This window comes from Aeromonas sp. s4 (assembly GCF_040907855.1).
In the GTDB taxonomy this organism is placed as follows: domain Bacteria; phylum Pseudomonadota; class Gammaproteobacteria; order Enterobacterales; family Aeromonadaceae; genus Aeromonas; species Aeromonas caviae.
In genome coordinates this window covers 1-22,327 of record NZ_JBFOCP010000028.1, presented here as the reverse complement: position 1 = coordinate 22,327, position 22,327 = coordinate 1, and the positions used below count along the sequence as shown (strand labels likewise).

General features: G+C 62.0%; 24 protein-coding genes. 14 read left to right on the top strand and 10 right to left on the bottom strand.

Features of this window, described 5'->3' with window-relative positions:
• Nucleotides 1-15: 15 nt before the first annotated feature.
• On the bottom strand, nt 16-303 hold the full coding sequence (locus AB5Y89_RS08275) for a PTS sugar transporter subunit IIB (RefSeq protein ID WP_042879175.1): 288 nt from the start codon (nt 301-303) through the stop codon (nt 16-18).
• A gap of 35 nt (nt 304-338) precedes the next feature.
• On the bottom strand, nt 339-782 hold the full coding sequence (locus tag AB5Y89_RS08270; protein WP_005307534.1) for a PTS sugar transporter subunit IIA: 444 nt from the start codon (nt 780-782) through the stop codon (nt 339-341).
• Nucleotides 783-1,034: 252 nt separating this feature from the next.
• Here AB5Y89_RS08270 and AB5Y89_RS08265 point away from each other — a divergent pair, with 252 nt between their 5' ends.
• The 3 genes from AB5Y89_RS08265 (at nt 1,035) to AB5Y89_RS08255 (ending at nt 2,952) form a co-directional block, all read left to right on the top strand.
• Nucleotides 1,035-2,057, top strand: coding sequence for a LacI family DNA-binding transcriptional regulator (locus AB5Y89_RS08265; RefSeq protein WP_039041139.1), 1,023 nt, complete (start codon nt 1,035-1,037; stop codon nt 2,055-2,057).
• A gap of 265 nt (nt 2,058-2,322) precedes the next feature.
• Nucleotides 2,323-2,445, top strand: a complete 123-nt coding sequence (locus AB5Y89_RS08260) for a hypothetical protein (RefSeq protein ID WP_010672437.1) — start codon at nt 2,323-2,325, stop codon at nt 2,443-2,445.
• A gap of 168 nt (nt 2,446-2,613) precedes the next feature.
• Nucleotides 2,614-2,952, top strand: a complete 339-nt coding sequence (locus AB5Y89_RS08255; RefSeq protein WP_010672438.1) for a DUF2799 domain-containing protein — start codon at nt 2,614-2,616, stop codon at nt 2,950-2,952.
• A 57-nt stretch (nt 2,953-3,009) separates the two neighbouring features.
• Here AB5Y89_RS08255 and AB5Y89_RS08250 read toward each other — a convergent pair whose 3' ends face one another.
• Both AB5Y89_RS08250 and AB5Y89_RS08245 read right to left on the bottom strand, forming a co-directional pair.
• Nucleotides 3,010-3,180: a hypothetical protein gene (locus tag AB5Y89_RS08250; protein WP_010672439.1), complete on the bottom strand. Its 171-nt coding sequence runs from the start codon at nt 3,178-3,180 to the stop codon at nt 3,010-3,012.
• A 56-nt stretch (nt 3,181-3,236) separates the two neighbouring features.
• Nucleotides 3,237-3,668, bottom strand: a complete 432-nt coding sequence (locus tag AB5Y89_RS08245; RefSeq protein WP_049636424.1) for a flagellar basal body-associated FliL family protein — start codon at nt 3,666-3,668, stop codon at nt 3,237-3,239.
• A 145-nt stretch (nt 3,669-3,813) separates the two neighbouring features.
• On the opposite strand from AB5Y89_RS08245, the gene AB5Y89_RS08240 reads away from it, so the two are divergent.
• A complete protein-coding gene (locus AB5Y89_RS08240; protein ID WP_202043486.1) occupies nt 3,814-4,365 on the top strand; it encodes a chorismate lyase in 552 nt (183 codons plus the stop codon).
• Nucleotides 4,362-5,225, top strand: coding sequence for a 4-hydroxybenzoate octaprenyltransferase (ubiA, locus tag AB5Y89_RS08235; RefSeq protein ID WP_010672442.1), 864 nt, complete (start codon nt 4,362-4,364; stop codon nt 5,223-5,225). Before AB5Y89_RS08240 ends, ubiA begins: the two co-directional genes overlap by 4 nt.
• A 64-nt stretch (nt 5,226-5,289) precedes the next feature.
• Here ubiA and plsB read toward each other — a convergent pair whose 3' ends face one another.
• Nucleotides 5,290-7,713, bottom strand: coding sequence for a glycerol-3-phosphate 1-O-acyltransferase PlsB (gene plsB / locus AB5Y89_RS08230; protein WP_010672443.1), 2,424 nt, complete (start codon nt 7,711-7,713; stop codon nt 5,290-5,292).
• Nucleotides 7,714-7,917: 204 nt separating this feature from the next.
• Here plsB and lexA point away from each other — a divergent pair, with 204 nt between their 5' ends.
• The 4 genes from lexA (at nt 7,918) to dinF (ending at nt 11,378) form a co-directional block, all read left to right on the top strand.
• Nucleotides 7,918-8,544 (top strand): transcriptional repressor LexA, encoded by a 627-nt coding sequence (gene lexA / locus AB5Y89_RS08225; RefSeq protein ID WP_010672444.1) that lies wholly within the window; start codon nt 7,918-7,920, stop codon nt 8,542-8,544.
• Nucleotides 8,545-8,894: 350 nt separating this feature from the next.
• The gene (locus tag AB5Y89_RS08220) at nt 8,895-9,185 is read left to right on the top strand and encodes a hypothetical protein (protein ID WP_010672445.1); all 291 of its coding nucleotides are present in this window, start codon (nt 8,895-8,897) and stop codon (nt 9,183-9,185) included.
• A gap of 190 nt (nt 9,186-9,375) precedes the next feature.
• Nucleotides 9,376-10,002, top strand: coding sequence for an SCO family protein (locus tag AB5Y89_RS08215; RefSeq protein ID WP_045522510.1), 627 nt, complete (start codon nt 9,376-9,378; stop codon nt 10,000-10,002).
• 14 nt (nt 10,003-10,016) lie between these two features.
• The gene (gene dinF / locus AB5Y89_RS08210) at nt 10,017-11,378 is read left to right on the top strand and encodes an MATE family efflux transporter DinF (protein ID WP_368223451.1); all 1,362 of its coding nucleotides are present in this window, start codon (nt 10,017-10,019) and stop codon (nt 11,376-11,378) included.
• A gap of 40 nt (nt 11,379-11,418) precedes the next feature.
• On the opposite strand, the gene trmL is transcribed toward dinF, so the two are convergent.
• The 3 genes from trmL to AB5Y89_RS08195 all read right to left on the bottom strand — a co-directional run bounded on the left by trmL (nt 11,419) and on the right by AB5Y89_RS08195 (nt 13,998).
• On the bottom strand, nt 11,419-11,883 hold the full coding sequence (gene trmL, locus AB5Y89_RS08205) for a tRNA (uridine(34)/cytosine(34)/5-carboxymethylaminomethyluridine(34)-2'-O)-methyltransferase TrmL (RefSeq protein WP_039041146.1): 465 nt from the start codon (nt 11,881-11,883) through the stop codon (nt 11,419-11,421).
• A 70-nt stretch (nt 11,884-11,953) separates the two neighbouring features.
• Nucleotides 11,954-13,309: an ATP-binding protein gene (locus AB5Y89_RS08200; RefSeq protein WP_103244036.1), complete on the bottom strand. Its 1,356-nt coding sequence runs from the start codon at nt 13,307-13,309 to the stop codon at nt 11,954-11,956.
• A complete protein-coding gene (locus AB5Y89_RS08195) occupies nt 13,306-13,998 on the bottom strand; it encodes a response regulator (protein WP_069651467.1) in 693 nt (230 codons plus the stop codon). The genes AB5Y89_RS08200 and AB5Y89_RS08195 overlap by 4 nt, the downstream gene beginning before the upstream one ends.
• 87 nt (nt 13,999-14,085) lie before the next feature.
• On the opposite strand from AB5Y89_RS08195, the gene AB5Y89_RS08190 reads away from it, so the two are divergent.
• The 4 genes from AB5Y89_RS08190 (at nt 14,086) to AB5Y89_RS08175 (ending at nt 17,518) form a co-directional block, all read left to right on the top strand.
• Complete coding sequence (locus AB5Y89_RS08190; RefSeq protein WP_043155671.1) at nt 14,086-14,997, top strand: cation diffusion facilitator family transporter; 912 nt, start codon at nt 14,086-14,088, stop codon at nt 14,995-14,997.
• A gap of 8 nt (nt 14,998-15,005) precedes the next feature.
• Nucleotides 15,006-15,785 (top strand): serine O-acetyltransferase, encoded by a 780-nt coding sequence (cysE, locus tag AB5Y89_RS08185; RefSeq protein ID WP_010672452.1) that lies wholly within the window; start codon nt 15,006-15,008, stop codon nt 15,783-15,785.
• A 21-nt stretch (nt 15,786-15,806) separates the two neighbouring features.
• Nucleotides 15,807-17,087, top strand: a complete 1,281-nt coding sequence (locus tag AB5Y89_RS08180; protein ID WP_010672453.1) for a hypothetical protein — start codon at nt 15,807-15,809, stop codon at nt 17,085-17,087.
• A gap of 221 nt (nt 17,088-17,308) precedes the next feature.
• Nucleotides 17,309-17,518 (top strand): cell division protein ZapB, encoded by a 210-nt coding sequence (locus AB5Y89_RS08175; RefSeq protein ID WP_010672454.1) that lies wholly within the window; start codon nt 17,309-17,311, stop codon nt 17,516-17,518.
• A gap of 72 nt (nt 17,519-17,590) precedes the next feature.
• On the opposite strand, the gene elbB is transcribed toward AB5Y89_RS08175, so the two are convergent.
• Nucleotides 17,591-18,241: an isoprenoid biosynthesis glyoxalase ElbB gene (gene elbB / locus AB5Y89_RS08170; protein WP_042878992.1), complete on the bottom strand. Its 651-nt coding sequence runs from the start codon at nt 18,239-18,241 to the stop codon at nt 17,591-17,593.
• Between the two features lie 401 nt (nt 18,242-18,642).
• Here elbB and polA point away from each other — a divergent pair, with 401 nt between their 5' ends.
• Complete coding sequence (gene polA / locus AB5Y89_RS08165; protein WP_319892185.1) at nt 18,643-21,396, top strand: DNA polymerase I; 2,754 nt, start codon at nt 18,643-18,645, stop codon at nt 21,394-21,396.
• Nucleotides 21,397-21,473: 77 nt separating this feature from the next.
• Here the strand turns inward: polA and AB5Y89_RS08160 are convergent, their stop codons facing one another.
• Nucleotides 21,474-22,013 carry a gamma carbonic anhydrase family protein gene (locus AB5Y89_RS08160; RefSeq protein WP_053288965.1) on the bottom strand — a complete coding sequence of 180 codons (540 nt, stop codon included), beginning with the start codon at nt 22,011-22,013 and terminating at the stop codon, nt 21,474-21,476.
• Nucleotides 22,014-22,327: the final 314 nt, after the last annotated feature.

Below are 22,327 nucleotides of genomic sequence, written 5' to 3'. Positions count from 1 at the left end.
ACAGTCACAAAGGGGTTAGAGTGCGCCCAGCTCGCGCAGGGCGATGGCGAGTTTTTCTTTCATGGCGGCCTTGTCGACCATGTTGTCCAGCGATACCAGCCGACCGTTGACACCCATGCTGACCAGCTGTTCGGCGATGTCGCGGGTGGCGACAAAGATCTCGGCGCTCTCACTGCCGGCGGAGGCGAGATCCCGGTGATCCACCTCGGCCGTCACGGCCAGCTCCTTGAGAATGCTCTTGATGCTCATCTCCATCATGAGGCTGGTGCCCAGGCCGTGTCCGCATACAACCAGAATTTTCATGCTCTCTTCCTCTGTCAGGTGCGCCGTGGCGCAGATCAGTAGCGCGCCAGGATGCGCAGGATGTCGTCTTTGCTGGTGGCCGCCATGATGGCCGCCACGTCTTCTTCATTCATGAACAGCTCGGCCAGCTGGGCGATGGTCTCCACGTGGGAGTTGCTGTCGCTGGCGGCCAGGGTGACCAGCAGCCGCACCGGGTCGTTGCCCTCGGAGCCGAAGTTGACCCCCTCTTTCAGTACGGTCAGCGCCAGTCCCAACCGGTTGACGCCGTCTTCCGGGCGGGCGTGGGGCATGGCCAGGCCCGGGCCCAGCACGTAGTAGGGGCCGAGCTCCTCGTGGGAGCGATAGAGCGCCGCCACATAGGAGGGCTCTATGGTGCCGTTGGCAAGCAGGGGGGCGGTGGCCAGCTCGATGGCGTGGCGCCAGTCGCGGGCGCCCGCTTCGATGGAAATGACCTCCTCGGTCAGCAATTGGGTCAGCATGGCAGTGTCCGGGCTGGATAGGATGGCGCCAATCTAGCGATCTTGCCCCTTGATAACTGTGAGCTTGATCCCGAAAGTTAGCGCTACCAGATAGCGCTAACATTGATCTGTGATAGCGCTATCATTTCTCTCACAGGAGGGATTCATCCTGCCCCTTATCGGCCTCAAAGAAGGTAAAATCCGGTTTGAGCAAATAGTCAGTGCCCCGCTTTTGCCTTAAAGTGAATGCCCGTATGCCGAGGAAGGGAAAGGATGTCAGAAGCGAAAAAACGCCGCAGCACGGGTCGGGTGACCCTCAACGACGTGGCCCAGTTGGCTGGCGTGGGAGCCATGACGGTGTCGCGCGCCCTGCGCACCCCCGAGCTGGTGTCAGACAAGATGCGAGAGCGCATCGAGGCGGCGGTGGATGAACTCGGCTATATCCCCAATCGGGCGGCGGGGGCGCTGGCTTCCGCCACTTCCCAGACCATAGTGGTCATCGTCCCCAGCCTGGCGGAGCGCGCCTGCGGTGACATGATTGCCGGGCTGCAGCAGACCCTGCTCGCCGAGGGCTACCAGATCATGCTGGGGGATGCCCAGCACCTGAAGCAGCAGGAGGCCAGCCTGCTCAGCAATTTCCTGCAGCACAATCCGGCCGCTGTGGTGTTGTTTGGGGGGGATCCCGGGGAGGTCATCCGGCAGCGCCTGCAGGCGGCCCGCTTGCCGGTGGTGGAGGTGGGAGCCATGGCGCGCCATCCCATCGACATGAACGTCGGGGTCTCCAACTTCGATGCCGGTTATCAGCTGACCCGCCACCTCATCGAGCGCGGCTACCGCAACATCGGCTTTCTCTGTGCCCGCCAGGAGCAGTGGATGCTGCAGCAGCGCATGCAGGGCTGGCAGAAGGCGCTGCTGGACAACTACCTCTCCCCGGACGCCATCATCAATACCTCTGAGCTGCCGAGTTTTAGCACGGGGGCGGCCATGCTGGGGGAGTTTCTGCTGCGCTGGCCCGAACTGGATGCGCTGATCTGCGTCAACGACGAGCTGGCGGCCGGGGTGCTGTTCGAATGCCAGCGCCGCCATCTGAGCGTGCCGGGCAAGCTCGCCATCGCCGGTTTCGACGATCTGGATGTGGCACGCGCCTGTCATCCTGCGCTGACTTCGGTCAGGATCCCCTATCACCAGATGGGCAGGGAGGCGGCGGAGCTGATCCTGCGCCAGCTGGCGGGCGAGGAGGTGGCCGGCATGAGCCTCGCCCTGGATTTTCAATTGCAAAAGCGCCAGAGCACCTGACGAGCGATGCCACGACAGGGCGAGGGAAGCATGTTCAAGGCGTTGTGACCGAAGACCCGCTTGGTGCACCGTCGCCCTGCGCGGGAACTGCCAGCCGACGTGTTCGCCCGGTCTGTCACCGGGTTGGAGCAGAGCGTGGATGCCACCGGAGCCATGACTCCAGGTGGCTGTCTGCACCCTGGTCAAGCTCTGAGCGGAACCACTGGCGAGCACCATTATTCTGGATAGACTTTGTAGGCCGGTGCACTATCCAAGGAGAATGAGCATGGGTACGCAGACGCCTGATTTCGATCTCGATGATGACTGGGAGCCGGAATCTTGGGAAGACGAGCTGGAGGAGCTAGATGACGAGAGCTGGCAGGACTATGACCCTCTCGACGATCAGTGACTCCCTGTAACGCCTGAGGGCGGGCCTGGTGCCCGCCCGATTTTTTGTGTGGCGAGGGGGGCAGCCCTTGGTGAGAACGGGGCGGGCTGGTTAGAATGAACTGCTCAAATGACGCTGTACGAGGCAGGCAGCGGCTCAACAACGATTCCAACGACGCCAAGGATGAATATGCGCTCACTCGTCATCATGTTTTGTGCCGCCCTGCTCGGGGGCTGTGTTTCCAACTCCGACGACCCTTGCGAGAAGGTGTGGAGCGACGTGGGAGAGGCGGACGGCAAGCTCGGTTTTGCTGGCGATCGGGTGGCATTTCACCAGACCCAGTGCGGGGAAAAAGTGGACGTTGCCCTTTGGGAGCTGGGTCGCCAGAAGGGGCTGGCCTGGTATTGCCGACCCGAGCATCTCTATCTGGCAGGACGGTCGGGAGAGGAGTATCGCGGCGTCTGTCCCAACGACGTGCAGGCCCGTCGCCTGTTTGAACAGGGTCGCCATGGCTGGACTGATCAATAAATCAGCCTTCCTCTCTCTTCTGAAATATTGCGTGAACCTCTTCGTGAGAAGAGGTACCTACCCTTCTTTATGCTTCAGCCGCAGCGGCTGGCACAGGTAATCCTTGTCATTGGCGCTGCGGGCACACTTGCCACACACGAATTTGGGTTTGCGCACAATCTTGCGCAGCGTCTTGAGATCGGCGGGGATCTCGTGACGGCGCCACTCACACAGCGTCTTGTGACCCATGACGTCCTCGACAGTGAATGCAACGGGTGAGAGGGGTAGGACCCCTCCCGGTGTGGTTACTGGTACAGGTATTTGGTGAAGATGAGCTCGCGGACAGCCTTCTTGCCCGTCTCCTTGACCAGCAGCTCGTTGACCTTGGCCTCACACTCCTTGCGCAGCTCTTCCCGGTTCACCAGGGACTTGATCTGTGCGCCCGTCTTGCTGCCAATCAGCCGGATGATGGCGTCGCGGATCAGGGGGTCGTGCTGCTCCAGCAACTTGAGGTCGGCAGCGTCCGTGGCCATCAGCTCTACCGTCACCCGTACATAGCCGAGGGTTTTACCGTCGCCAAGGTAGTTGGTGATGATATCCGGATCCAGAGCGTGATAGGCGAATCCTGGCTGGACGGCGGAGGAGGCGGGATCGGTGGTCTCTTCCTCATTGGCGAAGGCCTGTGTATTCAAGAGGGTACACCCCAGGGACAGCAGCAGAATTCTGAAGATCTTCATCTGGATGGCTCGGCAGCGACGGATGCCCCATTTTTGATGCTGCCATCGGGGCCGTCAAGCACGGATGTTCTTACAATTCGCCATTGATTTACGGATAATAAACCGGTTTTTAACCTGACAACGGAAATCTCCGGATGGTGAAGCTGTGAAGTCCGAGTTGACTGTTCCCCTCGTCCAGCTCGTCCCGTGGCGGGCGCCTGCAGAGTGCGAACCGCCCGAGGCGCTGCGTCCCTGGTTGCTGGAGGCCGATTCCATGACCCGGCGCCTGCGTCGTTACAATCATCACCTCTCGGTGCAACTGCTCGGCAATCGCGCCGTGTCGCTGACGGTGGACGAGCAGGCGCTGGTAGCGGTGCCGGCCCCCGTGGGCATGTGCCGCGAGGTGATCCTGCACGGTGATGGCGGGCCTGCCATCCTGGGTTGGACCCTGTTTGCCGAAGCGGCCTTGCAGGGGGGCGGTTTGCAGGATCTGGGAGAGCAGCCGCTGGGAGAGCGCATTTTCGGTGGGGCACCGGCGCGGCGGGATCACCTGCAACTGGCCTGTTTCGAGATAGCGAGCAATCCCTGGTGTCCGGCCGCCACCGTATGGGGGCGTCGTTCCCGCCTGTTTCTGGGGCAATGGCCACTGCTGGTCCATGAACTTTTCCTGCCCTCGCTATCGTCTCATTCGTTGCCATCGGATAAGGAGCTGGAGTGAAGCTGTTAACCAAGGAGCGGGGACTGGCCTATGCGCAGTTGGCCCGCATCGACAAGCCCATCGGTACCCTGCTGCTGCTGTGGCCGACCCTGTGGGCGCTCTGTCTGGCGGCTGGTGGCCTGCCTGACCCCTGGATCCTGACCGTGTTCGTGGTGGGCGTTTTTCTGATGCGCTCCGCCGGCTGTGTCATCAATGACTATGCGGATCGCAACTTCGACGGTCATGTGAAACGCACCGCCGGGCGACCGCTGCCCATGGGGCGGGTCGCCGAGCGGGAAGTGCTGGTGCTGTTCGCCGTGCTGGCGCTTCTCTCGTTCGCCCTGGTGCTGACGTTGAACCCGCTCACCATCAGCCTGTCCTTTGCCGGTCTGCTGCTGGCGGTCTGCTACCCCTTCATGAAGCGCTTCATCCCCATCCCCCAGCTGGTGCTTGGCATGGCCTTCTCCTGGTCCATTCCCATGGCCTATGCGGCTCAGGCCAATGCCCTGCCGCCGGAAGCCTGGCTGTTGTTTCTTGCCAACCTGCTGTGGACCATCGCCTATGACACCGAGTACGCCATGGTGGACAGGGATGACGACCTCAAGCTCGGCCTGAAATCGAGCGCCATCCTGTTCGGCCGTCACGACAAGCGGATCATCGGCGCGCTGCAACTGGCGACCCTGCTGATCCTGCTGGGGGTCGGGCAGCTGATGGGGTTGGGATCCGGTTATTACTGGGGACTGCTGGGGGCGGCGGCGCTGTTCGTCTACCAGCAGCGACTGATCCGGGAGCGGCAGCGGGAAGCCTGCTTCCAGGCCTTCCTCAACAACAACTACGTGGGGGCGCTGGTGCTGCTCGGGGTGATGGTTCACTACCTCTAACCCGCCCCCCTTCCTGGATGAAAAAAGGCCGCATGATGCGGCCTTTTTGTTGGGTGTCGACGCCTCAGAGCCGGTTGCCCGCCTGGATGGTGCGGCGGATCTTGTTGCTAAGCAGCGGCACTATGTTGTCGGCCAATGCCTGGAAGCGGCCGAGATCCGGTTTGCAGCCCGGATCCAGATAGCCTTCGCTGCGCAGGGTGTGGATCAGGGTGCTGAACAGCTTCTGGTCGAAGAACTCGGGGGCGTTGATGCCGTGCAGGGTGCCGAGGCGCTCCGCCATCATCAGGCCGTCCGCTTCCAGTTGCTCCGCCTCGATGTGGGGTTGGGCCAGCATGCGGGTCAGCACGATGGCGTAGCGTTGCAGGGTCTCCTGAATGCTTTCGGCCAAGAGCAGCAGGCGCATCTGGTTGCCGGGGTTGACCCAGTAGCCGCCGTCGCGTGCCTCGACCAGTTGCTGGCGTAACAGCTCGGCCAGCAGGGCATCGATCAGTTCCGGCAGCTCGTCCTCTTCATAGCGCAGGAAGAGTTCGGTCTTGAGCAGGGGGTAGATGTCGACACAGCGGGCGACGATCTCGCTGCGGGAGATCCCCTCGCACCGCTCGATCAGGGCCGCCACCAGGGAGGGCATGGCGAACAGGTGCAGTATGTTGTTGCGGTAGTAGGTGAGCAGGATCGCCTGATAGCGGTCCAGGCTGATGATCTGGCCCAGCTTGTCCTCGCTCACCTCGAACTTGTTGAGCTCCATCGCCTGCTCCAGCAGGGTCCTGGCGTCCTCGTCCGGCATGGTGCTGTGCGGGCTGTAGGGCACTTGCTTGAGCAGGTCCAGATAGGTGTTGAGCTGGGCCTGGAGTTCGTCCCGGGTCAGGGCGTGGCGCTCGGCGGCCAGCAGGGCCAGGGCACTCAGGGTCAAGCCGTTGACGGCGGCGGCATCGTTGATGCGGGTCATCAGCAGCTCGGCCAGCTGGTTGACGGTGGAGGCCATCCACTCGGGGCGCTCCTCCCGGCCGATGCTCTCCTTCCAGGTGGGCACATGTTCGCCGAGGTAGCTGTTGAGGGTCAGTGGTTCGCCGAAATTGACGAAGCCACGGCCATAGTTGCGCAGCTTGCGCAGGATGCCGAGCACCTGCAGGAAGCTTTCCTTCTCCTTGCGGCTCCCCTTGAGTTCGTTGTGGTAGGTATTCACCTCCATCACGTGCTCGTAGCCGAGGTAGACGGGGACCAGGGTGACCGGCCTGTCCAGCCCGCGCATCATGGCCTGCAGGGTCATGGCCAGCATGCCGGTCTTGGGGGGCAGCAGGCGACCGGTACGCGAACGCCCGCCCTCGGTGAAGAACTCCACCGAGTAGCCCTTGGCAAACAGCAGGTTGAGGTACTCCCGGAATACCGTGCTGTAGAGCGGATTGCCCTTGAAGGTGCGGCGGATGAAGAAGGCGCCGCCGTGGCGGAAGATGGGGCCCGCCGGCCAGAAGTTGAGGTTGATGCCCGCCGCGATGTGGGGTGGCACCATGCCCTGGTGGTAGATGACGTAGGAGAGCAGCAGGTAATCCATGTGGCTGCGATGGCAGGGGACGTAGACGATCTCATGCCCTTCCTGGGCCAGCTGACGCACCTGCTCTGCTCCGTTGACCGAGAGGCCGCGATAGAGCTTGTTCCACAGCCAGCCGAGGAAGCTTTCGCCGAGGCGGATCAACCGATAGGAAAAATTGGAGGCGATCTCGTCCATGTAGCCGTGGGCACGCTTTTGCGCCTTCTCCAGGCTGATCCCTTCCCGTCTGGCCTCCTCCTCGATGGCCTGCTGGATCACGCTCGAATCCAGCAGTTGCTTGAACAGCAGGTTGCGGTTCGGCAACTTGGGTCCGGTGGCGGCCAGCTGTTGGCGGCTGAAGTGGGTGCGGGCCACCCGCGCCAGCTTGTGGGCGATGGCCTCGTCGGTGCCGTGCTTGTCCGCCATGTAGCGCAGGGAGAGGGGCGGGGAGAAGCGCACCAGGTTCTCGCGCCCTTTCAGGATCACGATCAGCGCCTTCTTCAGGCGGTTTGGCGCCAGGCTGCTGATGATGTTCCAGCCGGATGCCTCCTCGCCTTCCCGGCCCGGGGCGCGGCCCCAGAACAGGGTGACGGGTACTACCTGGATGTCCAGCGCCGGATCCTGCTTGTGCAGGTCCAGCAGCTGGTGGAACTCCTGCAGGAAGGGGAGCGGCTTGTTGCGCGTGCCGAACAGGGGAGGCGGACGATCCAGACAGACGTAGCGTGGCAGCAGTTGACCGTTCAGCTCCAGCGGCGTGAAGGGGCCGGGCAGGCCGAGATCCTCGCAGCACTGTTGCAGGGTCATCAGGTCGGTGATCGAGCTGGTCTTCAGGGCATAGACGATGGGTCTGGCCGGATCCAGCTTGAGCTCGGTGATGGGGTTTTCCGGCAGGCTCTTGTGATTGACCAAGCCGCTGACCGGCCATTGCAGGATGGCTCTGGATATCTTCTGTCCAAGGGACATGTGCGTCTGCTCTCCAAAAAAATGCGGCGTGAGCATAGCAAATCACCGACTGCTTGTCGCCGAGAGGTACGATGAGTCGGCACTTCAGAGCGGGGGGAGGGACAAATGTGCGTCGGGTCGCGACAAATGCCAGTTGCGCCTTGCCTTGGCCCCAGCACTGTATATACTGCCAGTGTGCTGTATAAAAAGACAGGTGCCCATGCTATGAAACCCCTTACCCCTCGCCAGGCTGAAGTACTCGAGCTCATCAAGGCGAACATGAACGAGACCGGCATGCCGCCGACTCGCGCCGAGATTGCCCAGAAGCTTGGCTTCAAGTCGGCCAACGCGGCCGAAGAACATCTTAAGGCCCTGGCCAAAAAAGGGGTCATCGAGATCATGCCGGGCACGTCCCGCGGCATTCGTCTGCTACTCGAAGAAGAGGACGTGCAGCCTGAAGAAAACGGCCTACCACTGATTGGCAAGGTGGCGGCCGGGGAACCCATCCTGGCCCAGGAACATATCGAGAGCCACTACCAGGTAGATCCCGCCCTGTTCCACCCGCGGGCAGACTTCCTGCTGCGGGTGCAGGGCATGAGCATGAAGAACATCGGCATCATGGACGGGGACCTGCTGGCGGTACACAAGACCCAGGAGGTACGCAACGGCCAGGTCGTGGTAGCACGGCTCGACGAGGATGTCACCGTCAAGCGCTTCCAGCGCAAGGGCAGCCAGGTGTGGCTGCTGCCGGAAAACGAAGAGCTCTCCCCCATCGAGGTGGATCTCGCCAGTCAGCACCTTACCATAGAGGGCCTGGCGGTCGGCGTAATCCGCAACGCCGACTGGATGTAAACATCCGATGCGATGAAGAGGCCTCCTGCGGGAGGCCTCTTCATTTTCATCTGCCGATGGCATCTCCCTCCCCACCTTTTCGCTTCTCCTTCCTGTGCGCACAGTCTCGCCGCACGACATGCATTTCGGATATATCCTTTGATAAGGCCCCTGTCATGGTCGGTGATCAGGGAAGGGGGAGTCGCACCGGGTAGTACGCCATGGCAGGGATGCATGATCGCCGAGTCGGTGCGCAGAAGGGAGAGTCGCCTCAGACTGGGGACTCGTACAGTCAGTACGCTGCCGTGGTTGGTTCGTCGTTGGGGACAAAGAGACCCGTCAGCGTGACCTGTTGAGCAAGGAGGACAGGTATGGCTTCAAGCTCGCCGTGGGATCCGGTGCCGGCCGCAGCGCCCGCATCTTCCATCACCCGATTCATCAAGGGCAGTCGGATGACATGGTTCTATGCGCTCTGGGTCTATCACAAGGGAGATGGTTGGACCATCTGGCTTGGGTGCCCCAAAGACAAGATTGTCCGCCTGGTTCGTCTGTTTCGCCGTCATCACGACATCGGATTGCCGGATGAGCCCTGGACTGCCCCCGTCATCCCGCTGCGCGTCCCCCTGAGACGTGCCCAGCCGCAGCACAGGCTGCGGCCCTGATCCCTCTTCCTGTACAGACAAGAGCCCCGCCAGAGCGGGGCTCTTGTTTTGGCGCCGATGCGGCTTATCCATGGCACAGACGCTTTCCCGCCGGGATGCAAGACTAGCCAGCGGCGGGGGCGGGCGGGTTACAATGACCCCTACCGGTTTTGCCCCTAGGGCTTCTAACATAAGCAAGGCTTTGTTTTATATGGTTAAACCACGCTTTTACCTGCTGCTTTTGCTGTTCATCGGCGCCATTGCGGCGGCTTATTACTGGAGTCAGCCCGCGGTGCCGGAACAGGCCGATTACTACCCGGCGGGGCGAGACATCAACCCGTTTACCCTCACGGATGCGGATGCACAGCCCTTTACCCCTGCCAACCTGACGGGACACTGGAGCTTTCTGTTCATCGGCTACACCTACTGCCCGGATGTCTGTCCGACCACGCTGGCGGATCTGCGCAGCGTCTATCCGGCGTTGAAGAAGATAGCCCCCACTAGCCAGGTGGTATTCATCTCGGCGGATCCCCAGCGGGATGACAGCGCCCGCCTGAAAAGCTATACCGCCTTCTTCGAGCCCGAGTTCAAGGCGGCGACAGCACCTCACAGTGCCCTCTTTCCTCTGGTCCGCAATCTGGGGCTGGTCTATTCCATCGTGGAAGGGGATCGCAAGGACTACCTGATCGACCACTCCGCCTCCATCGTGCTGATCAACCCCGAGGGGAAGCTGGTGGCCACCTTCCGACCCAAAGTGGCACCGGGTGAGGTGCCCCACGTGGACATGCAGGCCATGGTGGCCGACTTCGCGCGCATTGTGCGGCTGGCTGGCGAGTGATCCCGGCGCGCACCATGCTGATTCCCGCCTGGCTGAAGGATCCTCGCCGCCACAGAGCCGTCTTCGCCCTGGCCCTGCCCATGGTGTTCTCCAACGTCACCACGCCCTTGCTGGGGTTGGTGGACACCTGGGTGATCGGTCATCTTGGCCAGGCCTGGTTTCTGGGGGGCGTGTCGGTCGGTGCGACCTTCATCAATCTGCTGTTCTGGCTGCTTGGCTTCCTGCGCATGTCCACCACAGGGCTGACTGCCCAGGCTCAGGGTGCAGCCCATGCCGAAGGGCAGCTCGACACCCTGGCGCGGGCCCTGGGCTTGGCGATCGGACTGGGCATGGTGCTGTTGCTCCTGTTGTTGCCGTTCCTGCCTGCCATCATCGCCCTCGGCGGCGGCTCTTCCGAGGTACAGACCTATGCCGGTCAATATGTGTCGGTGCGGGTCTGGAGCGCCCCGGCGGCCTTGTGCAATCTGGTCATCATGGGGTGGTTGCTGGGCATGCAGGATGCACGCAGTCCCATGCTGCTGCTGATCCTGGGCAATCTCGTCAACATGGTGCTGGATGCCTGGTTCGTGCTGGGATTGGGCTGGCAGGTGAAAGGGGTGGCCGCAGCTTCCCTGCTGGCGGATTACAGCACGCTCGGGGTGGGGTTCTGGCTGGTGAGCCGGCATCTGCGCCGACTTGATCCCGGGGTGTGGCACAACGCCTGGCAGCGCTGGCGCCAGTGGCCGGCCCTGCTGCGGCTGCTCGCCCTGAACCGGGATATTTTCATCCGCTCCCTCTGCCTGCAACTCTGCTTCGTGTTCATGACTCTGCAGGGGGCCAGGCTGGGGGATGTGGCGGTGGCCGCCAATGCGGTGCTGCTCAATTTCCTGATGCTGATTTCCTACGGGCTGGATGGATTTGCCTATGCGGTGGAAGCCATGGTAGGGCGTGCCATCGGGCGGCGCGATCGGCCGCTGCTGCGGGAGGCCATCGTCCTCAATCTGGGCTGGGCGCTGCTGATCGCCCTGGCATTCACCCTCTCGTTTGCCCTGGGGGGACACTGGCTCATCCGCCACATTACCGACATACCGGCGGTGATCGCCGAGGCGCAACGTCAGCTCCCCTGGCTGGTGGCCATGCCGCTGCTGGCGGTCTGGTGCTTCCTGCTGGACGGGGTCTTTATCGGCGCCACCCGGGCCCGGGAGATGCGCAACAGCATGCTGGTGGCGGTGTTTGCCGGCTTCTTTCCCATCTGGTGGTTCTGCCAGGGATGGGGTGTGGCGGCCCTGTGGGCCGCCATGAGTGCCTTGATGGCCGGTCGTGGCCTGACGCTGGGCTGGCTCTGCTGGCGACTGGAGCGGGATGGACGGCTGCTGGCGGGGCAGGGGACGGCGTAGTCGGTCTGAATCCTGGCCGTCTTGCCAATATCGTCAGCGGTCAGAGCGAGCCTGAATAGTCGAACTGCCGCCAGCTCTCGTAGACGAACACCGCGACGGCGTTGGCCAGATTCATGCTGCGGCTCTGGGGCAGCATGGGAATGCGCAGCCGCTGCTCGAATGGCAGGCTCTCGATGATCTCCATGGGCAGGCCTCGGCTCTCGGGCCCGAACAGCAGGGCGTCACCGGGGGCAAACCGGGCCGCCGAGTGGGCGGTGCGTCCCTTGGTGGTGCAGGCAAAGACCCGTTGGGGGGCGACGGCCGCCAGAAACGCCTCATAGTCAGGCCAGCGCTTGACGTCGGCAAACTCGTGATAGTCGAGCCCGGCCCGCTTGACCCGCTTGTCATCCCACTCGAACCCCAGGGGCTCTATCAGGTGCAACCGGTAGCCGGTATTGGCGCAGAGGCGAATGATGTTGCCGGTGTTGGGGGGGATTTCCGGTTGGTAGAGCACGATATCGAGCATGGAAGGATCCTGGGCTGGTGCGAAACGGGCGCCAGCATACCCAGCACCCGTGCCGATGAAAAGGGGGAGGTCAGGGCATGGGCAGACGGATGGTGATGACCAGTCCGGTCGGCTGATTGCTGCTGGCCCGGATGGTCCCCCCATGACGCTGGATCGCCTCGGCGGCGATGGCAAGGCCGAGACCAGTGCCCCCGGTCTTGGCGTTGCGGGCATCGTCCACCCGAAAGAAGGGCAGGAACAACCGGGGCTGCTGCTCCACCGGCACGCCAGGGCCGTCATCCCGTATGGTCATCACCCATTCCCGTCCCTCCCGGTACCAGTCCACCTTGATGAACTCGCGGGCATACTTGAGGGCGTTGCGCAGGGGATTTTCCAGGGCGCGCGCCAGCAGCTCCGGCCACATGGTGAGGGATTCGGCGGGCAGGGAAGGGAGCCTGAGCTGTTTGCCGTTCTGGTTTGCCTCGAACATGGCATCGTCCAGGATGGGCTCCAGCAGCTCCGCCAGGGGCAGCGTCACCGGCGCTTCCACATGTTGCTGCACCCGCGACAGATCCAGTAGATCCCCTATCAGCTTGTCGAGCCGGGCTATCTCCCCTTCGATGCGCGCCAGCTCGGCGCTGTCCCCCTGCTTGCGGCGGATCAGCGCCTGTGCGAGCTGGATGCGGGTCAGGGGGCTGCGCAGCTCGTGGGAGATGTCGGAGAGCAACTGCTTCTGCTTCTGGATCATGTCCTTGAGGGTGTCGACCATGCGACTGACATGTTCGGCCAGCTGGCCTATCTCGTCGCGCCGCCCCAGGTTGGGGATCTGTATTTCCAGGTTGCCCTGGGCGAGTTGGGAGACCGACTGCTGCAACTGCAGTATGGGGCGGGTCAGGCGCCAGGCGAGCAACAGACAGAGCGGGGTGCTGACCAGCATGGCGATGCCCAGGATCTGGATGGGGTGATCCAGGATCTGGATGAAGAGGAACAGGTAGGAGTTTTCGACGTTCAGACCGAAATAGACGTGATAGGTCTGGCCGTGATGGACCATCTGGAAGGGGCCGGCGATGGCGCGCTGGTGTTCGCTGCCCAGCATGGGCTTGGCCGGGTTGTCCGAGTCGAGCATGAAACGGATCACGAACTTGCTCAGCCGGGTGCTGGACTGCATCTGCCCCTTGGCATCGCGTAGATAGATGTTGTCCACCGGCAAGAGGCCCGCGGCATCGATGGCCTTGGCCAGATCGAAATCCTGCTCGGGATCCGCGCCCCGTTGCAGCGCCGCCAGGTTGTTGTTGAGACGGGTGACCTCGTGGGCCGGCAGCGGGATGATATTGCGGGGGTCCAGAGTGGGGAGGATCACCACCGCAGCCACGACCAGCAGCAGGATGAACCAGAACCAGAGGAAGATCTGGGTGGAAAGACCGTTGAAGGTGCGGGCCGATTTCATGCCTGCTCCAGCCACAGGTAGCCTCGTCCCCGCACCGTCTTGAAGCGGGGCTGGCCGTCAGCCCGCTCCGGCAGCTTCTTGCGCAGGTTGCTCAGGTGCATGTCGATGGCCCGATCGAAAGGTTCGAGCTTCTTGCCCAGCACCTGCTCGGAGAGCAGGCCCTTGCTGACGATCTGGCCCGGATTGCGCAGCAGGCACTCCAGCAGGCCGAACTCGGTGGCAGTGAGCTCCAGCAACTGATCGTCGCAGCGAGCCTGTTGCAGGCCGGGCTGCAGCACCAGATCCATGAATCTCAGCTCGTCCGGGGCTCCGCGCTGGGGAGCCTGGCTCTGGGTCCGACGCAGGATGGCACGCACCCGGGCCAGCAGTTCCCTGTCGTCGAACGGCTTGGCGAGATAGTCGTCGGCACCGGCCTCCAGCCCGTTGACCCGATCCTGGCTGTCGCCACGGGCGGTCAGCATCAACACCGGGGTGTCGTGGGTCTTGCGCAGCCGGGTCAGCATGGCGAAACCGTTGAGTCTGGGCATCATGACGTCCAGCAGCACCAGGTCGAAAGCCTGTTCTGCCAGTCGCTGCAATCCCTCTTCCCCATCCTCGGCGACGGTGACCTCAAACCCCTCCAGGGTCAGGATTTCGGTGAGCAGCTGGGTCAGTTCGAGATCGTCGTCGACCAGGAGTATTTTGTTCATCTGGGAGTCACTCTGTTGATTTTGCACGCCAAACTGACGTCCGGGTCAGGGTATAATAAGTTTTTACGCGTCGGAGGAAAGCCGGTTTTGAGCCACCAACACTATTCCCGCTGGGTTACCCTGGCCAGCATGGCCGCTGTGACCACCGCCACCCTGCTCATCCTGGGCAAACTGATCGCTTGGCTGATGACGGATTCATCCAGCCTGCTGGCATCCCTGACCGATTCCTTCATGGACATCAGCGCCTCTCTCATCAATCTGCTGGCCATCCGTTATGCGCTGGCACCTGCCGACGAAGAGCATCGCTTCGGCCACGGCAAGGCGGAGTCCCTGGCGGGTCTGGTGCAGTCGGCCTTCATCTCGGGGTCCGCCCTGCTGCTGGTGATGCACGGCATCTCGTCGATGCTGAATCAGGTGCCCGTGGTGCGCCTGGAGGCGGGGATCTGGGTCAGTGTCGGCTCCATCGTGCTGACCCTGTTGCTGGTGAGCTTCCAGGGCTTTGTCATCCGCAAGACCAACAGTGTGGCCATCAAGGCAGACATGCTGCACTACCGTTCCGACCTGCTGCTCAATGGCGGCGTGCTGGTAGCACTGGTGCTGGCGGGGCAGGGGTGGTACTGGGCCGACGGCCTGTTTGCCATTCTGATCGGTCTGTTCCTGGTGTGGGGGGCCGTCCATATCGGTTACGAATCGGTACAGGCCCTGCTCGATCGTCAGTTGCCAGAGGAGGAACAAGCGAGAATAATGGCCCTCTGCTGCGCCGTAGAGGGGGTGCATGGCGTACATGACCTGCGTACCCGCCAATCCGGGCCGACCCGTTTCGTGCAGTTGCATCTGGAACTCGATGATCAACTGCCTCTGGTCAGGGCCCATCAGATAGCCGACGAGGCTGAACTGGCCGTCCGCCAGGCCTTCGAGCGGATGGATGTGATCATTCACATGGACCCCATCTCGGTGCTGACAAAAGAACGACAAAGCACTCACCCTGAACAACAGTAGGCTGCAACATGGATGATCTGGTTGCCAGAACCTGGCAAAAAATTCAGCAGGAAGCGCAGAGCATGGCGGCCCAGGAGCCCATGCTGGCCAGCTTCTTTCATTCCACCATTCTCAATCACCGGGATTTGCGCTCGGCGCTGAGCTTCCAGCTCGCCAACAAGCTCGACAGCACCACCATGCCTGCCATCGCCTTGCGGGAAGTGATCGAGCTGGCTCTGCGCAGCGAGCCCGAGCTGCTGGCCGCAGTGGCCGCCGACATCTGCGCGGTGCAGGATCGCGACCCGGCGGTCGACCTCTTCTCCACCCCGCTGCTCTACCTCAAGGGATTCCATGCTCTTCAGGGGTATCGGGTGGCCAACTGGTTGTGGCGTCAGGGACGCCGTGCCCTGGCGCTCTATCTGCAAAACCAGATCTCCGTGGTGTTCGGCGTGGATGTACACCCGGCCGCCCGCATCGGCAAGGGCATCATGTTTGACCATGCCACCGGTATCGTGGTCGGCGAAACCGCCGTCATCGAGAACGACGTCTCCATCCTTCAGAGTGTGACTCTGGGGGGGACCGGCAAGGAGAGTGGCGATCGTCACCCCAAAATCCGGGAAGGGGTGATGATAGGGGCGGGGGCCAAGGTCCTCGGCAACATCGAGGTGGGCGTCGGTGCCAAGATCGGTGCCGGCAGCGTGGTGATCAACCCGGTGCCGCCTCACACCACGGTCGCTGGCGTGCCCGCCAGGATTGTGGGCCGCCCCGAGTGCGACAAACCTTCCCTGGACATGGATCAGTGCCTCTGATCCCCTGACCGAGGCCGTTGTATGGTCAAGCGCTGGTCAGGCTTTCTGATCCTGGGGATGTGGCTGCTCAACCTGCTGCACCTTTATCTGGACTTCTCCCCCTGGCCCGCCGCCATCGCGGCCTGGGCCGCCTCCCTGCTCACCTGGCCCTGGCTGGTGGGTGCCGCACGGCGCCAGGCGCTAGCCCTCTACGGCGCGGCGCTCCTGCTGCTGCTCTTTTCCTGGTGGCGAGGGGCCAGCCTCAGCCCCGGTGACTGGCTCTTGCCGAACATCAACATGCTGACCATGTTTGCCGCAGTGAGCACCCTCAATCTGGCTACCTCCGGCCTCTTGACCGGCACCGCCTCCTGGTCCGGTCGCAAGGGGCTGTGGAGCACCATGGCCAGCCTTAACCTGCTGGGGGCCGTCATCAATCTTTCGGTGCTCTTCATCATCGGCGATCGGCTGGAGCGCAACGGGACGCTGGAGCGGCGTCAGGTCATGGTGCTGAGCCGGATCTTCTGTGCGGCTGCGTTTTGGTCCCCCTTCTTCGTCGCCATGGCGGTGGCCCTCACCTATGCACCGGGTCTGCAACTGGGCAGCATACTGCCTTTTGGCATACTGGCGGCCTTGCTGGCCATGGGGCTGACGGCCTGGCAGGTAGAGCGACTCGGCGTGGAGACCTTTGAAGGTTATCCGCTGCGGCTCCAGACCCTGGGGCTACCGGTGACCCTGGCACTGCTGGTGCTGGTGATCCACCGTTTCTGGCCCGGACTCAGCATTCTGGCGGTGATCGCCCTGGTGGCGCCCTTGCTGGCGTTGCTGTTCATGCCGCAAGCGGGGCGAGGGGCTGCTCTCAAGCGCCAGGTGGTGGAGCGCTTCCCGGCCATCGGTGGCCAGCTTGTGCTGTTTCTGGGGGCCGGCCTGCTGGCGGCTGGCATCAACAGCGCGCTGTCAGTACTGGACTTTGGCAGTGGCCACGGCCTGCCGCTGTTCAACCACTTCGGCTGGCTGGAAGCCTGCCTGACCCTGCTGCTGATCTTCCTGGTGGCCATAGTGGGTGTGCATCCTCTCATCAGCATCTCGGGGGTGGCGCCGCTGCTCTGGCCGCTGGCACCGGATCCCAGCCTGCTTGGCATGTGCTTCCTCATGGGGTGGGGGCTGGCGACCGGGACGAGCCCGCTCTCCGGCTCCAATCTGGCGCTGGCGTCCCGCTACAACCTGAGCGCCGGGCTGCTGCTGCGCTGGAACCTGCTCTACGGCCTGTTGATGTACGCCGTGGCCTGTCTGATGATGGGGGGCTTCATCGCCTTGCATGGCTGATGGTGGCATCGGCAGGAGGGCGGGTTATGCCACGGCGGGCGCCCGGGATCGAGGTTCCTGCTGCCTGCGAGAAAAACCGACGCATATTTAAGCAATACCGGGCCGCAGGGCGCATTTTGCAACGTGCTGGCTTGTTTGTGTCGAGCGCATCAGGGTATGCTGGCTCCACGCGCTTGAATCGCCCTCTGTGGGGCATCGCAATTGAACATACAGGTATGCATATGTCACTAGAAGTCCTTGAGCAACTCGAATCCAAAGTACAATCCGCCGTCGACAACATCTCCTTGCTGAAGATGGAGCTGGACGAGCTGAAAGAGCAGAACAGCAAGCTGCAAGACGAAAACCACCAACTGCGCAACGAGCACGTTGCCTGGCAAGAGCGTCTGCGTGCCCTGCTGGGCAAGATGGACCAGATGGGCGATGCCATCTGATCTCGTCTAGACTGACCGGAATGAAAGCGGGCCGCTCCTTGAGCGGCCCGCTTGTTTTGGTCTGCCGGGCAATCAGAGTGCCAGCAGCTGTTTGACGGTCTTCTCGATGCCGTCCGCCGCCTCCACAATATTGTTGGCCAGCATGTAGGCAGGGGTGGAGATGACCTTGCGCTCCTGATCCACCACGAATTCGCTCACCGGGCAGTCGAGATGACTGCCACCCATGGCTTCGATGGCGTTGGCGGCGCCCTCGTCGTTGCCAATGGTGGCCAGGGTGCCTGCCCCATAGATGAGCGGGATCATGGCCGGTGCGATACAGATGTAGGCGGCCGGTTTGCCTGCTCTGGCAAAGCTCTGGCAGGCCTTCAGCACATCCGGCTGGATGCGGCACTCTGCGCCCTTGATGGCGAAGTCACACAGGTTCTTGGCGGCGCCGAAGCCGCCCGGCACCAGCAGGGCGTCGAAGTCGGCTGCATCCAGTTCAGCCACATCCCTGATCTGGCCGCGGCAGATGCGGGCCGCCTCGACCAGCACGTTGCGGCTCTCTCCCTCGCTGACCTCGCCGGTCAGGTGATTGATGACATGAAGCTGAGGGACATTGGGGGCGAAGCATTGAACGGATGCTCCCTGACGGGCCAGCGCCAGCAGGCTGATGACGGCCTCGTGGATTTCGGCGCCGTCAAACACGCCACAACCACTCAAGATCACGGCCACTTTTTTCATGACAGACTCCTCGTTGTTGAAAATGTGAGCCAGGGTAGATTGTTGTACTTTTGTATGGTTATCGTTCGACCTCCGCTGGTCAAGTCATCTCCCTGTGCTAGGATTGTTTCGTTTTGGATCCTGCCTCAGCACCCCTCTTGAATTTTTTTCCACATTGATCGAGATCATGATGCGTGCGTCATGTTGAGTTTTCATGATCTCAAAATATTGTTTTAAAGGATATTTTTTGTTTTAATCCACAGCTTTGTCACGGCCGTTATGCAATGGTGCCATTTTTGAGCACAGAGTTATCCACAGCAATATGCCCCACCGGTGCGCCGGGGTGATGGTGGGAGTCCCCTTGGTGTGGTGCGGGCCCTGTGGCATCCTAGCGGCTGTTTATTCTTGGCAGGACGATTTTCATGGCCTCTAGCAATCCTCTTATTCTGGTCGACGGATCTTCATATCTTTACCGCGCCTTCTTTGCCTCGCAGCAGGCCGATCTGCGCACCTCGACCGGCTTGCCTAGCGGCGCCGTCCGTGTCATGGCCAACATGATGCGCAGCCTTCGCAAGCAGTACCCCGACTGCCACGTGGCCGTGGTGTTCGACGCCAAGGGCAAGACCTTCCGCGACGACATCTATCCCGAATACAAGGCAACACGCGCCAGCATGCCGGACGATCTGCGCAGCCAGGTCGCCCCTATCCACCAGATGATCAAGGCAATGGGTTTCCCCTTCCTGATGGTCGAAGGGGTGGAGGCTGACGATGTGATCGGCACCCTGGCCCGTCAGGCGACCGAGAAACAGTTGCCTGTGCTCATCAGCACCGGCGACAAGGACATGGCGCAGCTGGTCTCCGACCATGTCACCCTGATCGACACCATGAAGGATGTGAAGACCGATCGGGAAGGGGTGATCGAGAAGTTCGGCGTACCGCCCGAGCTCATCATCGATTACCTGGCGCTGATGGGGGACAAGGTGGACAACATTCCCGGCATGACAGGTGTCGGCGAGAAGACCGCACTGGCTCTGTTGCAGGGGATAGGCAGCATCGACGAGATCGCCGCCAACCTCGATAAGGTGGCGGCGCTCGGCTTCCGTGGCTCCAAGGCGTTCGCCGACAAGTTCCGCGAGCAGGAAGAGCAGGTGCGCCTTTCCTATGTGCTGGCTACCATCAAGACCGATGTGGCGCTGGAACAGAGCCTGGAAGAGTTGCAGCTTGGCCCCATCGACAAAGAGGCTCTGCTGGCGGTCTATCGCGAGTATGAGCTGCGCAACCTGATCAAAGAGCTGGAGTCCGGTGGCGCTGAGGAGAGCGAAGCCGAAAGTGATGAGGAAGGCGCCGCCCCGGCAGCCGCCATCGAAACCGACTATCGCTGCATCCTGGATGAGGCCGAATTCGACGAGTGGCTGGCACGGTTGCAGGCGGCGCCGCTGTTTGCCTTCGACACCGAGACCACCAGTCTCGACTATATGGAAGCGCGGGTCGTTGGCGTCTCCTTTGCCATCGAGCCGGGCAAGGCGGCCTACGTGCCCTTCGGCCACGACTATCTGGGGGCGCCGGTACAGCTGACCGAGGCCGTGGTGCTGGGCAAGCTCAAACCGCTGCTGGAAGATCCGACCCGTCTCAAGGTGGGGCAGAACCTCAAGTACGATCGCAACGTGCTGCTCAACCACGGTATCGAGCTGCAGGGCATCGCCTACGACACCATGCTCGAATCCTATGTGCTCAACTCCACCGCCAGCCGCCACGACATGGATTCCCTGGCTCGCAGATATCTGAATGCCGAAACCATCTCGTTCGAAGAGATCGCCGGCAAGGGGGTCAAGCAGCTCACCTTCAATCAGATCGAGCTGGAGCAGGCGGCCCCTTACGCGGCGGAAGATGCTGACATCACCCTGCGTCTGCATCAGGCGCTGTGGGGCAAGCTCTCTGCCGAGCCGGGCCTTGCCAAGGTGTTCAGCGAGATCGAACTGCCGCTGCTGCCGGTGCTGGCACGGATGGAGCGACTCGGTACCACCATCGAGCCCAAGTTGCTGCACCAGCAGAGCCAGGAGATCGAAGTGCGTCTGGCAGAGCTGGAGAAGCAGGCCCACGAGCTGGCCGGGCAGGAGTTCAATCTCTCCTCGCCCAAGCAGCTGGGTGAAATCCTCTTCACCAAGCTGGGGCTGCCGATCATCAAAAAGACCCCCAAGGGAGCGCCATCCACTGCGGAAGAGGTGCTGGCCGAGCTGGCGGAGACCTATGAGCTGCCGCGTCTGCTGATGGAGCACCGTGGCCTGGCCAAGCTCAAGTCCACCTACACCGACAAGCTGCCGCTGATGATCAAGCCGCAGACCGGGCGGGTGCACACCTCCTATCACCAGGCGGTGGCGGCGACCGGTCGACTGTCGTCCACCGACCCCAACCTGCAGAACATTCCGGTGCGCAACGAACAGGGGCGCCGCATTCGGCAGGCCTTCATTCCGTGCGCCGGTTACAAGCTGGTGGCGGCGGATTACTCCCAGATCGAGCTGCGCATCATGGCCCACCTCTCCGGTGACAAGGGGCTGCTGACCGCCTTTGCCGAGGGCAAGGACATCCACAAGGCGACCGCCGCCGAGGTATTCGGCGTCGCGCTCGATGCGGTGACCAGCGACATGCGTCGCAGCGCCAAGGCGATCAACTTCGGTCTCATCTACGGCATGAGCGCCTTCGGTCTGGCCAAGCAGCTGGGTATCGGTCGCGCCGAAGCGCAGAAGTACATGGATCTCTACTTCGAGCGCTACCCGGGGGTGCTGGAGTACATGGAGCGCACTCGCCAGCAGGCGGAGGCCCAGGGTTATGTCGAAACCCTGTTTGGTCGCCGCCTCTATCTGCCGGACATCAAGTCCCGTAACGCCGGTCTGCGTAAAGCTGCCGAACGGGCCGCCATCAACGCACCTATGCAGGGTACGGCCGCCGACATCATCAAGCGCGCCATGATCAACGTGGATGACTGGATCCGTGGGATTGAAGACGAGTCGATCCGCATGCTGATGCAGGTACACGATGAACTGGTGTTCGAGATCCGCGAAGAGAAGCTGGAAGAGTACATCGGCCTCATCAAGGAGAAGATGTCGGGTGCGGCCGAACTGTATGTGCCGCTGGTGGTGGAAGCGGGCACCGGTGACAACTGGGATCAGGCCCACTGATCCTGCCTGATGGTCACATAGCTATATAAGAAGAGAAGCCCGGCATCATGCCGGGCTTCCTGTTTGTGGCTGCAGGGTCAGGCCTCTTGCAGGTATTCATCCTTGAGCAGCACATAGTTGTCGGCCGAGGTCTTCAGGAAGGCGATCTCGGCCGGCTTGAGAGGGCGGGCCTGCTTGACGGGATTGCCCATATAAAGAAAGCCGGCCTCGAGCCGCTTGCCTGGTGGCACCAGGCTGCCCGCCCCGATCATCACATCGTCTTCAACGATCACCCCATCCAGCAGGATGGCACCCATGCCGACCAGCACCCGGTCGCCTATGGTGCAACCGTGCAGCATGGCTTTATGACCGACCGTGACATCCTCACCTATCAGCAGCGGATAGCCGCCGGGGTTGCTGGCACTCTTGCGGGTCAGGTGCAGCACTGTGCCGTCCTGGATATTGCTGCGGGCACCGATGCGGATATGGTTGACGTCCCCTCTGGCGGCCACCATGGGCCAGATGCTGGCATCGTCACCCAGCTGGATATCCCCCACTAGGGTGGCGCAGGGATCCACATATACCCGTTTGCCCAGTTGCGGGCGTTTTCCCTTGTAAGGTCTCAGTCGCAAGTCCATCTTGGCCTCCTTGTTTTCGGCCATTCTAGCAAGACGACACCGGTTTCTGTGGATAAGTTTGTATAAAAGCTGTGTTTGGATATGAATAACTAAAAAAGTGCCGATTTTTACAATTTTATTGCAGAGGAGGGGTTGCCAGAACGAATTAGCTCCCTATAATGCGCCTCCATCGACAGGGCAAGCGGCAACGCAAACAAGCCGGTCGGTAGCCTCGAAAAGCCTCGTAAAATAAGGCTTGACTCGAGAAGGCGGTTGAGTAGAATGCCACTCCCGCAGCAGCCAAAAGCTGCGTCGCTCTTTAACAATTTGAATCA

Bases quoted from the DNA above. Each gene is read 5' to 3' on its own strand.
- AB5Y89_RS08275 (WP_042879175.1), bottom strand. From the start codon at position 303: ATGAAAATTCTGGTTGTATGCGGACACGGCCTGGGCACCAGCCTCATG.
- AB5Y89_RS08270 (WP_005307534.1), bottom strand. From the start codon at position 782: ATGCTGACCCAATTGCTGACCGAGGAGGTCATTTCCATCGAAGCGGGC.
- AB5Y89_RS08265 (WP_039041139.1), top strand. From the start codon at position 1,035: ATGTCAGAAGCGAAAAAACGCCGCAGCACGGGTCGGGTGACCCTCAAC.
- AB5Y89_RS08260 (WP_010672437.1), top strand. From the start codon at position 2,323: ATGGGTACGCAGACGCCTGATTTCGATCTCGATGATGACTGGGAGCCG.
- AB5Y89_RS08255 (WP_010672438.1), top strand. From the start codon at position 2,614: ATGCGCTCACTCGTCATCATGTTTTGTGCCGCCCTGCTCGGGGGCTGT.
- AB5Y89_RS08250 (WP_010672439.1), bottom strand. From the start codon at position 3,180: ATGGGTCACAAGACGCTGTGTGAGTGGCGCCGTCACGAGATCCCCGCC.
- AB5Y89_RS08245 (WP_049636424.1), bottom strand. From the start codon at position 3,668: ATGAAGATCTTCAGAATTCTGCTGCTGTCCCTGGGGTGTACCCTCTTG.
- plsB (WP_010672443.1), bottom strand. From the start codon at position 7,713: ATGTCCCTTGGACAGAAGATATCCAGAGCCATCCTGCAATGGCCGGTC.
- lexA (WP_010672444.1), top strand. From the start codon at position 7,918: ATGAAACCCCTTACCCCTCGCCAGGCTGAAGTACTCGAGCTCATCAAG.
- AB5Y89_RS08220 (WP_010672445.1), top strand. From the start codon at position 8,895: ATGGCTTCAAGCTCGCCGTGGGATCCGGTGCCGGCCGCAGCGCCCGCA.
- AB5Y89_RS08215 (WP_045522510.1), top strand. From the start codon at position 9,376: ATGGTTAAACCACGCTTTTACCTGCTGCTTTTGCTGTTCATCGGCGCC.
- dinF (WP_368223451.1), top strand. From the start codon at position 10,017: ATGCTGATTCCCGCCTGGCTGAAGGATCCTCGCCGCCACAGAGCCGTC.
- trmL (WP_039041146.1), bottom strand. From the start codon at position 11,883: ATGCTCGATATCGTGCTCTACCAACCGGAAATCCCCCCCAACACCGGC.
- AB5Y89_RS08200 (WP_103244036.1), bottom strand. From the start codon at position 13,309: ATGAAATCGGCCCGCACCTTCAACGGTCTTTCCACCCAGATCTTCCTC.
- AB5Y89_RS08195 (WP_069651467.1), bottom strand. From the start codon at position 13,998: ATGAACAAAATACTCCTGGTCGACGACGATCTCGAACTGACCCAGCTG.
- cysE (WP_010672452.1), top strand. From the start codon at position 15,006: ATGGATGATCTGGTTGCCAGAACCTGGCAAAAAATTCAGCAGGAAGCG.
- AB5Y89_RS08180 (WP_010672453.1), top strand. From the start codon at position 15,807: ATGGTCAAGCGCTGGTCAGGCTTTCTGATCCTGGGGATGTGGCTGCTC.
- AB5Y89_RS08175 (WP_010672454.1), top strand. From the start codon at position 17,309: ATGTCACTAGAAGTCCTTGAGCAACTCGAATCCAAAGTACAATCCGCC.
- elbB (WP_042878992.1), bottom strand. From the start codon at position 18,241: ATGAAAAAAGTGGCCGTGATCTTGAGTGGTTGTGGCGTGTTTGACGGC.
- polA (WP_319892185.1), top strand. From the start codon at position 18,643: ATGGCCTCTAGCAATCCTCTTATTCTGGTCGACGGATCTTCATATCTT.
- AB5Y89_RS08160 (WP_053288965.1), bottom strand. From the start codon at position 22,013: ATGGACTTGCGACTGAGACCTTACAAGGGAAAACGCCCGCAACTGGGC.